General features: G+C 38.9%; 12 protein-coding genes. 7 read left to right on the top strand and 5 right to left on the bottom strand.

Features of this window, described 5'->3' with window-relative positions:
* Positions 1 to 29: 29 nt before the first annotated feature.
* The 4 genes from GQR38_RS15670 to GQR38_RS15685 all read left to right on the top strand — a co-directional run bounded on the left by GQR38_RS15670 (position 30) and on the right by GQR38_RS15685 (position 3,660).
* Complete coding sequence (locus GQR38_RS15670) at positions 30 to 1,382, top strand: AlkA N-terminal domain-containing protein (protein WP_165722643.1); 1,353 nt, start codon at positions 30 to 32, stop codon at positions 1,380 to 1,382.
* The gene (locus GQR38_RS15675; RefSeq protein ID WP_165722641.1) at positions 1,382 to 1,852 is read left to right on the top strand and encodes a methylated-DNA--[protein]-cysteine S-methyltransferase; all 471 of its coding nucleotides are present in this window, start codon (positions 1,382 to 1,384) and stop codon (positions 1,850 to 1,852) included. The genes GQR38_RS15670 and GQR38_RS15675 overlap by 1 nt, the downstream gene beginning before the upstream one ends.
* Positions 1,853 to 1,927: 75 nt before the next feature.
* Complete coding sequence (locus GQR38_RS15680) at positions 1,928 to 2,770, top strand: amino acid ABC transporter substrate-binding protein (protein WP_165722639.1); 843 nt, start codon at positions 1,928 to 1,930, stop codon at positions 2,768 to 2,770.
* Positions 2,771 to 3,066: 296 nt separating this feature from the next.
* Complete coding sequence (locus tag GQR38_RS15685) at positions 3,067 to 3,660, top strand: thymidine kinase (protein WP_010553997.1); 594 nt, start codon at positions 3,067 to 3,069, stop codon at positions 3,658 to 3,660.
* Here GQR38_RS15685 and ltaE read toward each other — a convergent pair.
* Both ltaE and rlmF read right to left on the bottom strand, forming a co-directional pair.
* On the bottom strand, positions 3,634 to 4,638 hold the full coding sequence (gene ltaE / locus GQR38_RS15690; protein WP_165722637.1) for a low-specificity L-threonine aldolase: 1,005 nt from the start codon (positions 4,636 to 4,638) through the stop codon (positions 3,634 to 3,636). The genes GQR38_RS15685 and ltaE overlap by 27 nt on opposite strands.
* A gap of 40 nt (positions 4,639 to 4,678) precedes the next feature.
* Positions 4,679 to 5,611 carry a 23S rRNA (adenine(1618)-N(6))-methyltransferase RlmF gene (rlmF, locus tag GQR38_RS15695; RefSeq protein ID WP_165722635.1) on the bottom strand — a complete coding sequence of 311 codons (933 nt, stop codon included), beginning with the start codon at positions 5,609 to 5,611 and terminating at the stop codon, positions 4,679 to 4,681.
* A gap of 128 nt (positions 5,612 to 5,739) precedes the next feature.
* Here rlmF and GQR38_RS15700 point away from each other — a divergent pair, with 128 nt between their 5' ends.
* On the top strand, positions 5,740 to 6,642 hold the full coding sequence (locus GQR38_RS15700; RefSeq protein ID WP_101216122.1) for an alpha/beta fold hydrolase: 903 nt from the start codon (positions 5,740 to 5,742) through the stop codon (positions 6,640 to 6,642).
* A 165-nt stretch (positions 6,643 to 6,807) separates the two neighbouring features.
* Here the strand turns inward: GQR38_RS15700 and GQR38_RS15705 are convergent, their stop codons facing one another.
* From GQR38_RS15705 to GQR38_RS15715, 3 genes are all read right to left on the bottom strand, one after another.
* Positions 6,808 to 8,241: a sulfotransferase gene (locus GQR38_RS15705; protein ID WP_165722633.1), complete on the bottom strand. Its 1,434-nt coding sequence runs from the start codon at positions 8,239 to 8,241 to the stop codon at positions 6,808 to 6,810.
* 250 nt (positions 8,242 to 8,491) lie between these two features.
* Positions 8,492 to 11,074 (bottom strand): TonB-dependent receptor, encoded by a 2,583-nt coding sequence (locus GQR38_RS15710; protein ID WP_165722631.1) that lies wholly within the window; start codon positions 11,072 to 11,074, stop codon positions 8,492 to 8,494.
* A 309-nt stretch (positions 11,075 to 11,383) separates the two neighbouring features.
* A complete protein-coding gene (locus GQR38_RS15715; protein ID WP_165722630.1) occupies positions 11,384 to 11,554 on the bottom strand; it encodes an oxidoreductase-like domain-containing protein in 171 nt (56 codons plus the stop codon).
* A 112-nt stretch (positions 11,555 to 11,666) separates the two neighbouring features.
* Here GQR38_RS15715 and GQR38_RS15720 point away from each other — a divergent pair, with 112 nt between their 5' ends.
* Both GQR38_RS15720 and GQR38_RS15725 read left to right on the top strand, forming a co-directional pair.
* Positions 11,667 to 12,089, top strand: coding sequence for a hypothetical protein (locus tag GQR38_RS15720; RefSeq protein ID WP_007582356.1), 423 nt, complete (start codon positions 11,667 to 11,669; stop codon positions 12,087 to 12,089).
* An 87-nt stretch (positions 12,090 to 12,176) separates the two neighbouring features.
* Positions 12,177 to 13,541, top strand: coding sequence for a leucyl aminopeptidase family protein (locus tag GQR38_RS15725; RefSeq protein WP_024605692.1), 1,365 nt, complete (start codon positions 12,177 to 12,179; stop codon positions 13,539 to 13,541).
* Positions 13,542 to 13,556: the final 15 nt, after the last annotated feature.

The following is a 13,556-nucleotide window of genomic DNA, read 5'->3' on the forward strand; positions in this document are numbered from 1 at the left end:
TCTATAAGGTTTAATTTATAGAGCCGTTTATGGACACTTCACATTGGCAAAAAGCACGTCAGAGTCGCGATCCTCGTTTTGACGGGCTTTTTTACGTAGCGGTAAAAAGTACCGGTATTTATTGCAGACCTATTTGCCCTGCACGAACGGCTCACGAAAAAAACGTTGCTTATTATCAGTTTGCCCATAACGCGGCGCAAGATGGTTTTAGACCCTGCATTCGTTGCAGGCCCGATAGTGCCCCTGGCAGCGCAGCATGGCAGGGTACAAAAACGACTGCACTTAGAGCAAAACAGTTAATAGATCAAAATGACGAGCACGACTGCGAAAAATTAGCAGCTCGTTTAGGTGTAAGTAGTCGTTATTTAAGACAGTTGTTTAAGCAGTATTTTGGCGTGTCGATTACGCAATATCGATTATTTAACCAATGTCACTTTGCTAAAAAGCTGATTCAAGAAACACATTTACCCCTTACTGAAATAGCGTTTTCCGCAGGCTTTAAAAGCATTAGGCGCTTTAATGATGCATTTTTACAGCAGTTAAATATAGCTCCCTCGAAGCTGCGCAGTGGCGATAAAAAACCAACGTCAACACTCACTTTAACCCTGCCATTTAGGCCGCCTTATAATTGGCCTGCTTTGCAGGGTTTTTTACAAAGGCGCTTGATAAAACCAATGGAGTGGATAACACAAACGAGCTACGGACGTACTTTTGCAAGTGAGGAATATAAAGGAAGCTTTACCGCTGAATTTATAGCGAGTAAAAACCACTTTAGTGTATCTATCAATATAGACAATACGGTGTACTTACAACCTGTTATAAATAATATACGCCGTGTGCTTGATTTAGACGCCGATATTAATTTAATTCAAACGCATTTAAGCGCCAATATAAACAATGCGTTTACAGTGTGTGAAGGGCTCAGACTTCCAGGGATTTGGTCAAGTTTTGAAGCCGGTATAAGGGCGGTACTCGGACAACAAGTGAGTGTTACTGCGGCGCATAATTTAGTAACAAAGTTAGTTGACGAATTAGGCGAAAAAGAGGGCGATGCCGTTTATTTTCCTACAGCTAAAATTGTTGCTAATAGTGATTTTGCATTTTTTAAAATGCCACAAGCACGCAAAAATGCGCTACACAACTTAGCCCAGTTTTGTGCACTAAATCCTGAAAATGACGATTTAGACGAATGGCTTAATTTAAAGGGAATTGGTCCTTGGACGGTAAATTATGCAAAGTTGCGAGGGCAAAGCCAGCCCGATATATTACTTGATGGCGACTTAGGTGTTAAAAAAGCTCAAGCGGCGGCAAACCCTTTCGTACCTGCTAACAGCGCTCCTTTTCGCTCTTACTTAACTTTTCAACTTTGGCAGCAATTATAATGATCATTCAAACATCAATTTCGAGCCCTATAGACGACATAATTATTCAAGCAACCGATAAAGGTGTGAGTTATGTTGGGTTTTATCCACCAGTTGAACACCCTCATACGCCATTTGAGCAAGTTACTAACAAGGCGGTGCTTATTTGCGCTGCGCAGTTAAATGAGTACTTTGCAAAAAAACGCACTACTTTTGATGTACCACTTGATACAAACGGTACAGCATTTCAACAAAGCGTATGGCAAGCACTATTAACGGTACCTTTTGGAAAGTCGCAAACATACGGCTATATTGCAAACCAACTCAATAATCCAAAAGCAGTGAGGGCAGTAGGTGCTGCGAATGGTAAAAATCCGATTAGTATTATAGTGCCTTGCCACCGAATTATTGGCGCAAATGCAAAGTTAACGGGCTATGCTGGTGGGCTTGATAGGAAACTTTGGTTGCTGAAACACGAAGGATTAATGTAAATTAATTTAACGAATATTTTGTATGTTTAGTTCTACATACTACACTGTAGATTTAGTTTATAAATAAAAATCACTATGAAAATTAGAACGTTACTTTATATTTTTGTTTTGAAGTGTATTGTTTTTTGCGATGGCGTTACGGCCAAAGAATTACTTTTTTGTTATGAAGATAAAAACGCAGCACCACTATTTTTAGGTGTTGATAAGGCTATACCTATTGATCAACCTGATGCCTCAGTTGAGGTTTTAAGTTTATTAGATAAAGCGATTGATGGTGTTGAGATTAAGTTTGTTAGAAAACCATGGCGTAGATGCTTAAGCGATTTAGAATTTAATCGAGTTAATGCTGTTATTGCCAGTTACCGCAAAGGACGAGAAAACGTTGCTGTTTACCCTGTTGATCAGCAAGGTAAGTTACAAGATGACTATGCAGTAAGTGAATTTAGTAGCTGCCTTATAGGGCGATATAAATTTCATAAAGAATGGGAGACTCGCGAAGTATTTCAAAATAAAGCATTTACGATAGCTATTCCTAATGGCTATGGACTAAATAGCGCGTTGAAAGAAGAACCATTTTTTATTCATAATACGTTTTCTAAAAGCAAAGCTTTTGAGTTGCTAGATAAGGGCGTGGTGCAGGCGAGCGTTGATCTATGCCAAGTTGATGGCTTAAAAGTGTCGAGTTATCCGTATGAGGGTAATAATGTTAAACCTATTTATCCCCCTTACGAAACCAGCCATGGTTACCTTGTTTTTTCAAAAAAATTCTACGAAGAAAATAACACTCTAAGTTGGGAAATATGGCATTGGTTATCAAAGTTTGAAAGTGCACCTATCTATATTAAATATTTACAAACACTTAGGGCCTGTTTATCTTTCGAGGTTGAATTTGCAGCAGACTGTTTGGTATTTAGGTAAGGCAGAGTCTATATAGTGTGGTTATTCCCCATAAATAGGCGATAACGCAGCATAAATGCCAAACATGCGCTGCCCGAAGGGTTCTGCCTAGGGGCAATTTACTCTTTGTTGTTCGGTTTTTACTTAGCCCGCTAGGTTACAAACCTCACGCCGCGATTAAATAGCCCCTAGGTTGAACAAATTTTAATCCTGAAAGGTCAACAGGCCCTAATAACCTCGTTAAATTCGCGTTTGTAAATTGGTATTAATTTAATATTAAGGTAGCATAAGCGCACTTTTTATAAAATGGCACCACAATGGCTCAATTATACTTTTACTACTCTGCAATGAATGCAGGTAAATCAACCACGTTATTACAATCTGCATTTAATTATAAAGAACGTGGCATGGAACCTGTGATCCTTACTGCTGCCATTGATGATAGACAAGGCGTGGGTAAAGTATCGTCTCGTATTGGCTTGCAAGCAGATGCGCATGTATTTGATGCTAGCAAAGATGTTTTTGATCTTATTCAATCACTCAATAATGAAAAAAAACGCCATTGTGTGTTAGTTGACGAGTGCCAATTTTTATCAAAAGAACAAGTAATGCAATTAACCGATGTGGTTGATGAATTAGGTATACCGGTATTGTGTTATGGCTTGCGTAACGACTTTAGAGGCGAGCTATTTATAGGGTCGCAATATTTGCTTGCGTGGGCTGATAAGTTAGTTGAGCTTAAAACTGTATGCCACTGTGGACGTAAAGCAAACCATGTACTGCGTACCGATGAAAATGGTGAAGCAATAGCCGATGGTAACCAAGTAGAAATTGGCGGCAATGACCGATACGTTTCGGTATGCCGCAAACATTATAAAGCCGCGTTAAATATGGGCCGACAAAGCATTTAAAAATGTATCAATATCTTCGCGCGTAATATCTAAATGCGTTACTAGCCTAAGCTGCTTGCTTGGGCTAAATAGTATACCTTGTTGTTTAAGTGCCTCAGCAATCTCTTCAATGTTTATACTGCTAGTGTATGTTGCGTAAACCATATTAGTGGTGTTACTCATATCTACAGTAAAGCCACTGATTTCACTTAATTGTTGAGCCAAATAACGTGCATTTGTATGATCGTCTTTTAAGCGCTCTACATTGTGCTCAAGTGCAAACTGCCCGGCAGCTGCAAGCATTCCGGCTTGGCGCATACCGCCACCAAGTACTTTTCTCCATCGTCTTGCTTTATTAATAAGTGCTGGTGAGCCTAATAATAAAGAGCCTACGGGCGCCCCCAAACCTTTAGATAAACAAATAGAAATTGAGTCAAAGTGCTTTGTGATTTCAGTGATATCAACATTTAGCTCAACAGCGGCATTAAAAGCACGTGCGCCGTCTAAGTGCAGCGCTAAATTATGCGTATTAACAAAGTCACGAGCTTGGGCTAAGTACTCAAGCGGGAGCACTTTTCCGCCTATGGTATTTTCTAAGCTAAGTAATCGCGTGTTTGCAAAATGGCAATCGTCTGGTTTTATTGCTGCAGCTATTTTACTGAAGGGGATGCTACCATCGGCTTCATTTTCAATAGGCTGTGGTTGCACAGACCCTAAAACAGCTGCGCCGCCACCTTCAAACTTATAATTGTGAGCATTTTGGCCACAAATGTATTCGTCACCTCGCTCACAATGCGCCATTATTGCAAGTAAGTTGGCTTGTGTACCTGAGCTACAATAAAGTGCGGCTTCAAAATTAAAACGCTCACACGCATAAGCTTCTAGCTGGTTAACGCTTTCATCATCGCCATATACATCGTCACCAACCGGTGCGTTGTGCATAATATCGCGCATTTCTTTTGTTGGTTTTGTAACTGTATCAGAGCGAAAATCTATCATGATTGCCTTATCCTTTTTATTGTTTTTAATAAAATTGGTACTAAGCCAGCTCGCTACATATTTGTTCACGGGTTTCTTTATCAAAGTAGCTCCATGCAATAAAGCGGCTAATTTTTTGACCTTGTGCCATATCAACTATTTTATACTGTGCTATTGGGTGAGCTTTTAATACTTCTTCAAGGGCTGCAATATTATCTTTTTTAGAGACTAACGACGTAAACCACAGTACTTGCTCTGCAAAGTCTTCGCTTTCTTTAATCATGTTAGAGATAAACTGTACTTCACCGCCTTCACACCATAATTCATTATTATGGCCACCAAAGTTAAGTGTGCTACTGGGTGTTTTTCCTAGGTTTTTCCACTTACGTTCACTGCCTTTACTTGCCTCTTCTTCGCTTGCATGAAACGGAGGGTTGCAGAGCGTTAAGTGGTATAAATCTTTTTGATTTACAACGCCTTTAAAAATATGTGATGCGTTTTTTTGTTGTTTTAGGGTTATTTTTAAACCATTAAACTGAGCAATTTGCTTTGCTATTTTTACCGAAGCTGCATCAATATCAGTCCCTGTAAAATGCCACTTATATTCACTTGTACCAGTAAGCGGATAAACTAAGTTAGCGCCAGTGCCAATATCAAGCACTTTAATTTGCTTACCTAAAGGTATTTGTTGTTGGTTATCATCACTTAATAAGTCGGCTAAGTAATGAATGTAGTCAACACGCCCAGGTATAGGTGGACATAAGTTGTGCTCGGGAATATCCCAAAAATCAATATTATAATGTGCTTTCAAAAGGGCTTGATTGAGTGTTTTAACGGCTTTGTTATCACTAAAATCAATACTTTTAGTACCTGCAGGTGTGGTTATAACAAAAGGCAGTAGAGCAGGGTGCTCTGTTGTTAATAAATCGAAGTCGTACCCATTTTTATGTAGGTTACGAGGGTGTAATTTTGAACGTGCTTTATTTTCTTTCATGGCTTCATTTTAACAACAGATATGATGTGGTGATTGTAACAAATGCTGATGAGTAAAGTGCAGACATTTCCTTTGGTATATTTAATATTGCTGGTAGGATGAGTTGAAAATAATAAAAAGGAATAACTGTGGCGATTTCTCAGCAATCAATAATTATCAATTTAGACGCTCACCAAACACTTCATTTACGTCGAATCAGCGATGATAATCAGCAAGGGCCTGTCGTATTTTTTATGCATGGAGCTGTAGAAAACGGTAAAATTTTTTACACCCATTCTAATAAAGGGCTTGCCCCTTTTTTGGCTGAGCATGGGTACCGATGCTATGTGGCTGATTTACGTGGCCGAGGTGATAGTAAACCAATTATTTCGAGCGAGTCAGAATATGGACAAACTGAGTCTATCCTAGAAGACATCCCTGCCTTTATTAAGCAAATAGAGTTGATTGAAGGCAAGAAGCCTGACTACTGGGTCGCTCACTCTTGGGGCGGGGTATTGATGAACAGCGCGTTTGCACGTTTTCCAGAATATATTAATGATGTAAAAGCGTGTGTGTATTTTGGCTCTAAGCGTTCTTTATTTAATAACCATCCTCAAAAATTATTACAAGCCAATTTAATTTGGTATTTTATGGCACCTTTACTTGCTAAAAAACACGGCTATTTAAATGCTAAAGGTTATAAGTGGGGAAGCGATAACGAAACTCAAAAGTCGCATTATCAAAGTATGCAATGGGCTAAAAAGAAGCCATGGATAGATTCTGATGATAATTTTGATTATGCAAAAGCTCTAAACAACCTGCATTTACCGCCAACGCTTCATATTGCTGCGGTAAAAGATAAAGCATTAGCGCAACCAATCGATATTCAAAAGTTTATGGACGAATCAGGGCCTGGCATTCAACAAATGCGAATTTACGGTCGTAAACACGGGCATAATTTTGATTACGATCATATTAATATGCTTACCAACCCAAGTGCGCGTGATGATCAATTTAAAGATTTACTTAATTGGTTTAAAGCACGTCTGTAGGACCTGTTGACCTTTCAGGGTTGAACCCAAAAGGCAGCGCATGTTTGGTCTTTATGCTGCGTTATCGCCTATTTATGGGGAATGACCACACTTCATAGGCTCTGCCTTGTCTAAAAACCAAACAGCCTACTGCAAATTTAACCTCGAAAGATAAACAGGCCCTAATTAATTCTCATCAAGTAACTTTAAAAGAGGTGTTTTGTAACGCTCCCACTTAGCGATTGCGGCGTTATTAATAGGTTGGCGAATAGCATGTTTACTCAACGTGGTTACCGGTGTTTTTTGTTTATAAAACGCTAAGCAACGCTCTTCAAAATGACAGTTTAAAAAACCAAGTAACTGCGTTAGCTGCTCTTTTGGGTTACTCACTAAATCTTCGTAACTGACATCATAAATTGGCATACCTTTAAAGGAGTGCCAATGGCTCATCAGTTTTTCATACACACTATGGTAAAGCTTAAACTCAGGTAGTGAGCAAAAATAAGGCTCGTTCTCGGCAAAGTAATTAGTGAAAATAGAAAACGCAGTAGCATTAAAATTACGACTTAAATTTATAAATTTGGCATTTGGAAATAGGATATATATTAGTCCGAGCGACTGATAATTACTCGGCAGTTTATTTATTATAAAAGGTCTGATGGGCGATGCTGTTTTTAATGTTGTGATATACAGCTCGCGGGCTTTTTTGATTAAGTCAGGCGTTAAATGCGCTAAGCATTGCGGGTAAGCAACTCCCGTTTTTTGTTCGATAAAAGCAACCGCGTTATTACTAATACTCGTACTTTCTCCTAGGCTCGAAAACTGACTATGGCTTGCCAATATTTGCTCCAGGAGGGTAGAGCCACTACGAGGCATACCAATAATAAAGACAGGCGTAATATTACCTGTAAATTTTTTATCGGCAGAGGCAATAAATTCCTCGGTGTTGTATTTTATTATTTCATCGTAAAAAGGGATTAAATCTTTAGTGTTAAATTCACTTAATTTTCTTTGTAATTTATTCGCCAATATAAAATAATTAAATGCTTGCTCGGTATCTTCAAGTGCATCGTAACTGTTTGCTAATGCGTAGTAACACACCATTTTTAAACGTAAATTGCTCGTTTGAGTTAGTAAGTGGTGCAAATTACTTACATAATTATGCTCTTTATCAAAGCGGCCTAACTGCACAAGTTCAAATAAAATATAAGCTGTTACAGGGTATACCCCAATACTGAGTGCATGAGCAAAGGTTGTATGAGCTTTATCTAACTCGCCATGTGTTAAATAGTGCTGCGCTAAGTAATAATGAGGCTCTGGGTTATGACTTGCTAATTTTTTTGCGTATTCGAGCACCGTTAACGCATCGTTTGGCGAATTAACACCGTTAAATGCATCAGCAAGGGCATGTAATGGTTCAAGCATATGAGGCATGCGCTCACACGCTTTTTGGAGTAAGTATACGGCAGCGTCATAACGCTCTAGTCGTAGGGCAATTCTGCCTAAGCCAAATAAAGCTTCACCATTTTCGGGATTACTATTTAATAGCGTTTTAAAATGAAACTCAGCTTCTTTGAGTTTATTTTGTTGCAGTAGTTGGTTGGCTTTATTAAGTAGCATAGTTATACCAATTTTATTAAAAAAATAATCATTCTATCGCATTAAATAGCGTACTCACTGCGTTAAAAATTATTCATATAGAGCAACTATATATCATAGTTTTCGCCTTGTTATTACGCTATTTTCTGAGCGCTATAATAGAACACTTATTCAATGCAATTGGTATTGTTCATTATTATTTTTATTAACTATAAAATTAAAAAGGCGAAATGTCTTTAACATTTCGCCTTTGGTTCTTCATGAAAATAGTTTAAAAAGTATATGTTGCTTTAGCGTAGTAAAAGCCACCGTTAATACCAAACGGAGATGTTTCGTAGAACTGACCACCCCAGTTGTTATTAGGGATACCCGTTGCATCTGCAAAATCAAGTTTTTCAGCATCTTGGTCGAATAAGTTTTGAGCGCCTACAGAGAAGCTAACTGATTCATTTAAGAAGTAAGTTACTTCAGCATCAATAGTGACTGCAGCATCTGCTGTTTTAGCTGTTGCATCATAATCAACGTGAACACCTTGGTATTCGCCGTAGTAGTTTGCACGAGCAAATGCAGAAACTGATTCCCATTGTTGAGACAATGTGAACGTTGCACGATGGTTAGGTAAATCTTCTTCTAAGCGTTTAACTTTAAACGCACCTGTAATCTCACTAAATTGAGTTACTTCAGTATCATTCCAGTTATAAGCAAGGCTAAATGTAGAGCTTCCGCCCATTAGTTCAGCTGTATAGTTTGCAACTAAATCGATACCTTGTGTTGTTGTATCAAAGTCATTTGTAAAAAAGCTTACTTGAGCAAGACCTTGTACATTAGGAACTCCAGCCGCTGCAAGTGTATCTTTATCTGCTTGGCTTAAGTTGATTTTATCTGATTGGCTAATACGGTCATCTACTTGGATGTTGTAGTAATCAAGCGTTAAAAATAACTCGCCGATTGTGTATACAGCACCAAGCGTATAACTTTGCGATTCTTCCGGCTCAAGCTCTGTACCACCTAATTGCACTGCAATTGGGTTTGTTGGTGGAAGAAGCGCTGAGTCTTGTAATACGCCGCTGTCTAAGCTTGTTTGTACGTTACTTACGTTAGCTTGACCAACTGTAGGAGCACGGAAACCGCTACTTACAGAACCACGAATGTTTAAATCTTCGGTTAAATGGTATTGAGCCATTACTTTGTAGTTAGTTGTAGTACCAAAGCTGTCGTAGTCTTCAAATCGAAGTGCTACGCCCATTAAGAAATCTTCAGTAAATGGTGCTTCAACATCAACATATGCTGCATAGTTACGACGAGAAAACTCACCTGCTTGTGATGGTTTAAAGCCAGGGAAGCCGTTAGAGCCAATACCAAAACCTTGTGCTGTTAAAGGGCCTGCTGTGTAAGATTCTTCATCACCAGAAATGATAGTGAATGTTTCTTCATGCCATTCAAAACCACCGGCAATGTTTACATCATAAGCTAAACCAAAGTCGACACCCTTTGATAAATCAAAGTTAAAGTTTTTCTCTAGTTGCTCATATTTACCTGGGCTGAAATCACGTGGTGTATCTGCACCTAAAGAGGCATTAACCGTATCGTAAATAAAGTAACGTGATTCATTTAAACCCACAGTACCGCTTAAGTCATAGTAAGTATCTTTTAAGAAACCACCAGTGAATCGCCCTTTAGTACCGATAGTTAAAGAAGTATCAGTAATGTTGCCGCCAAAGTTAGGTGTAAAACCACCTGGAAGCGACTCGTTAAATGCAAAACAATCTGGGTTGTTCGCTACACCATTTATGTAAGCTGGATCATCTAGTACGTTGCCATCTGTTATTGCAATAGTAGGACAGTTAGCGCTCATATCAGGTGTTAAATCTGCAACAAGCAGTGTTTCGCCACCATCATTTGAGTAAACGCCAGAACGTGTTTGCGGGTTACGGTAATAAAAGCCGCCGCGTACATCACGTTCAGAGTAATTACCAAACATGTAAAATTCAGAATCGTTTGTTAGCTCTAAACCCACGTTACCAAAAATTGTAATATCGTCATTTACTTCTGGTGCTCCCCATACTTGTGCAAGAGAAGATACATCAGGAACACCGGCAGCTGAAAGTGCTGCGGCATCGGCACGTTGAACTGAGCGGCTTGTTGCATCAGCTGTTTTATATTGAAAGCTTAAATTAGCAAAGCCATTGTCGGTAAACGGTAAACCCACGTTACCCGACACTTGTGTTGTATCGCCGTCACCTTCATAAAATTGACCATGGCGGATTTCTAATTTACCACCTTCAGAAGCGTCTTTTAGTTGGAAGTTCATTACACCGGCGATTGCGTCAGAACCATACTGTGCAGCCGCGCCATCACGAAGTACTTCTACTTGTTTAATAGCAATGCTTGGAATAACTGAAATATCTGCGCCTTGCGCGCCATCGTTAATACCACCGCCTAAAAATGCAATTACAGAAGCACGATGACGACGTTTGCCGTTTAAAAGAACCAATGTGCTGTCTGATGGTAAACCACGTAAGTTAGCTGGACGAACAAGAGAGGCCGCATCGCTAATAGGATTTTGATGTACGTTAAAAGATGGCACTGCACCTTTTAAAAGCTCAAGCATGTCGGTATTGCCTGATCTTTCTAATTCTTCGCCACCAATAATATCGATTGGGACCGGTGAGTCACCGATTGAACGTGGAGCTGAGCGCGTACCTACTACGGCAATTTTCTCTACGTTTTTATTTACTTTAGTTTGCTGTTGCTCGTCTGCTGCAATAGCAGAACCCGAAAAAAACAACCCTGCAGTGGTTGTAGCTAAAGCAAATTTGATTGCTTGGTTTAGCGCATTATTTTTTAATTTCATTCTAATTTTCCCCAGTTAGAATAATTCTTATTTTGATGCTAATTTCACATCATTTATTTTTTACTTAATTTTTTGTTTCACATAAGTTTGAGGGTTTAGCTCAAAAGCCTAATCAATTAAGCTTACTTTTTGTGAAGTCCTATTTACAGACTATAGGTAAAAAACTGGAAGGGCAATTACTAATTAACCATCTGATAACAAAAAGATTCAATTTAAGAAAAAATGCAACAATGGTGCAAAGTAAAGCTAAAATGAACTAAATAAGTGCAAATAGGGTTGTTGAGAGGAAAATTAATGCGTTATCAGTATTTAAATGTTATTTATTTGTTTCTTTTTGGTGGGGTTTTCAACGTTTTGTGCGCATCGCCAAGTTGCTAATTTTTCTTTATATTCATCCCACACGCAGGGGCAGCAACTGCCACCACCACAACATTCATCAGATTTTGGTTTTTCAGGTTTTTGCGGTAGTTGGTTTGTCATATTCAGTGTTGTTGTATGTATTTAATACTAATTTGGTGCAAAGGATAAGTTAAAGGATGTTGTAAGTAAATTATTCTTTGTGAACCCGTGCTGCTGTGTGAAAATAAAAGTTATGCGATTATATAAAGTTATTCACCGTGCACCTTGGCGGGTAGTTAAAATTAGTAAGAAACGCCAACAGCTGCGTTTTCGCCGTGCTATGGTGGCGCTTAAAATTGCACTTGCGCAAGAAAAACAAGAAACCAAAGAAATGCTCTCTATTTATAGGCGCTACACTCAAGGTCAAACAAGTAAAGAGGAGTTAAAACGCGCTAATGAACAGTTTGTTGATATTTTAAAAGGATTAGGGCTCGGTGTGTTTGCAGTATTACCTTTTGCCCCGCTTACAATTCCTTTAGTTGTTAAATTAGGGAGTTTAGTGGGAGTTGATGTACTGCCAAGTTCGTTTAATATGAACAAATCGATTAAAGAACTTGATGCTAAAATAGATCAAGAAAATCAAAAGCAAGAATCCAAAAATAGCTTAAAAAAGTAGCTAAAATCCCTTCAAATTAGCGATACCTTTTAGGTGCGCTTATTGATATGCTCTTAAGTACCATTTTTATATTATATGAGCTTTTTAATGAGTGCATTACTACGTCATACATCTTCTGGTATTCCTTTATCTTTTATTCTTAAAAACGAATTATCTGACTGGCAAGCACAGCAGCCTGCATTTATACAAAATTGGTTAACTAATACAGGTTTCGAAAAGCAAGGTGTTGCTTTAATCCCTGATGCTAAAACGGGCGAGTTAAGTCAGGTATTTTGTTTAATGCAAAGTAGCGATGATTTTTGGGCTGCGGGTAATTTAGCAAATACACTTCCTACTGGTACTTATCAAATTCAAGGCGAGAGCGCTTTTGTAGAGCAAGTTGCTTTAGGGTTTGTGCTTGGTGGTTACGAATTTAGTGAATATAAAGAAAAACCAACAGCAAAAGCGCAATTAGCCATTAGCGATAAAGCGTTGTTTGAGCGTATTAGCCAACAAGCTGATGCTATTACACTTGCACGTGATTTAGTTAATACGCCAGCGGTAGATATGATGCCGCAACATTTATCGCAAGTAATGGAAGATTTAGCTGCAACTTACAATGGCGAATTTTCACAGTGGATTGGCGATGAGTTACTAGAGCAAAACTACCCGACTATTCACATGGTGGGTCGTGCAAGCGAAAATAAACCGCGTTTACTTGATTTAAAATGGGGCGCAACAGATGCTCCATTAATTACACTAGTAGGTAAGGGCGTATGTTTTGACTCAGGTGGACTTGATTTAAAGCCAAGCTCTGGCATGCGTAACATGAAAAAAGACATGGGCGGCGCGGCGCACGTAATTGCACTAGCACAGCTTATTATGGCAGCTAACTTACCAATTAGATTACGAGTGCTTGTACCTGCTGTTGAAAATGCAGTATCGCGCAATGCATTTCGCCCTGGCGATGTTGTTAAAACACGCAAAGGCATTATGGTCGAAATTGATAATACAGACGCAGAAGGGCGCTTAGTATTGTGTGATGCATTAAGCGAAGCACAAAACGATAATCCTGAGCTAATTATTGATTTTGCTACCCTCACGGGTGCATGTCGTGTTGCATTGGGTACTGAGCTTCCGGGCTTTTTCTCAACAGAGCGCGATGTAGCAAACGGTATTATTGACGCCGGTTTAAGTGTACATGACCCTGTTTGGCAACTTCCGCTGTTTGAGCAATATAAAAACTTACTAAAAAGTGATGTAGCCGATATGGCAAATTGCGCAAGTACACCGTTTGGTGGTGCTATTACTGCAGCGCTTTACTTAAAAGAATTTGTTGAACCAACAACACCGTGGGTACATTTTGATGTAATGGCGTGGAACTTACGTGCATTACCAGGTCGTCCAACGGGTGGTGAAGCATTAGGTATTCGTGCTGTATTTAACTACTTACAAAATCGTTTTAATAAATAAGTTTTTGATTCAATA

Origin of the sequence: Pseudoalteromonas sp. c7(2019), from assembly GCF_011378625.1 — a bacterium.
GTDB lineage: Bacteria > Pseudomonadota > Gammaproteobacteria > Enterobacterales > Alteromonadaceae > Pseudoalteromonas > Pseudoalteromonas arctica.

What these genes read in the sequence shown, in the direction of transcription:
- GQR38_RS15710 (WP_165722631.1), bottom strand. Translation starts at nt 11,074, where the DNA reads ATGAAATTAAAAAATAATGCGCTAAACCAAGCAATCAAATTTGCTTTA.
- GQR38_RS15725 (WP_024605692.1), top strand. Translation starts at nt 12,177, where the DNA reads ATGAGTGCATTACTACGTCATACATCTTCTGGTATTCCTTTATCTTTT.
- GQR38_RS15675 (WP_165722641.1), top strand. Translation starts at nt 1,382, where the DNA reads ATGATCATTCAAACATCAATTTCGAGCCCTATAGACGACATAATTATT.
- rlmF (WP_165722635.1), bottom strand. Translation starts at nt 5,611, where the DNA reads ATGAAAGAAAATAAAGCACGTTCAAAATTACACCCTCGTAACCTACAT.
- GQR38_RS15720 (WP_007582356.1), top strand. Translation starts at nt 11,667, where the DNA reads ATGCGATTATATAAAGTTATTCACCGTGCACCTTGGCGGGTAGTTAAA.
- ltaE (WP_165722637.1), bottom strand. Translation starts at nt 4,638, where the DNA reads ATGATAGATTTTCGCTCTGATACAGTTACAAAACCAACAAAAGAAATG.
- GQR38_RS15715 (WP_165722630.1), bottom strand. Translation starts at nt 11,554, where the DNA reads ATGACAAACCAACTACCGCAAAAACCTGAAAAACCAAAATCTGATGAA.
- GQR38_RS15685 (WP_010553997.1), top strand. Translation starts at nt 3,067, where the DNA reads ATGGCTCAATTATACTTTTACTACTCTGCAATGAATGCAGGTAAATCA.
- GQR38_RS15680 (WP_165722639.1), top strand. Translation starts at nt 1,928, where the DNA reads ATGAAAATTAGAACGTTACTTTATATTTTTGTTTTGAAGTGTATTGTT.
- GQR38_RS15705 (WP_165722633.1), bottom strand. Translation starts at nt 8,241, where the DNA reads ATGCTACTTAATAAAGCCAACCAACTACTGCAACAAAATAAACTCAAA.
- GQR38_RS15670 (WP_165722643.1), top strand. Translation starts at nt 30, where the DNA reads ATGGACACTTCACATTGGCAAAAAGCACGTCAGAGTCGCGATCCTCGT.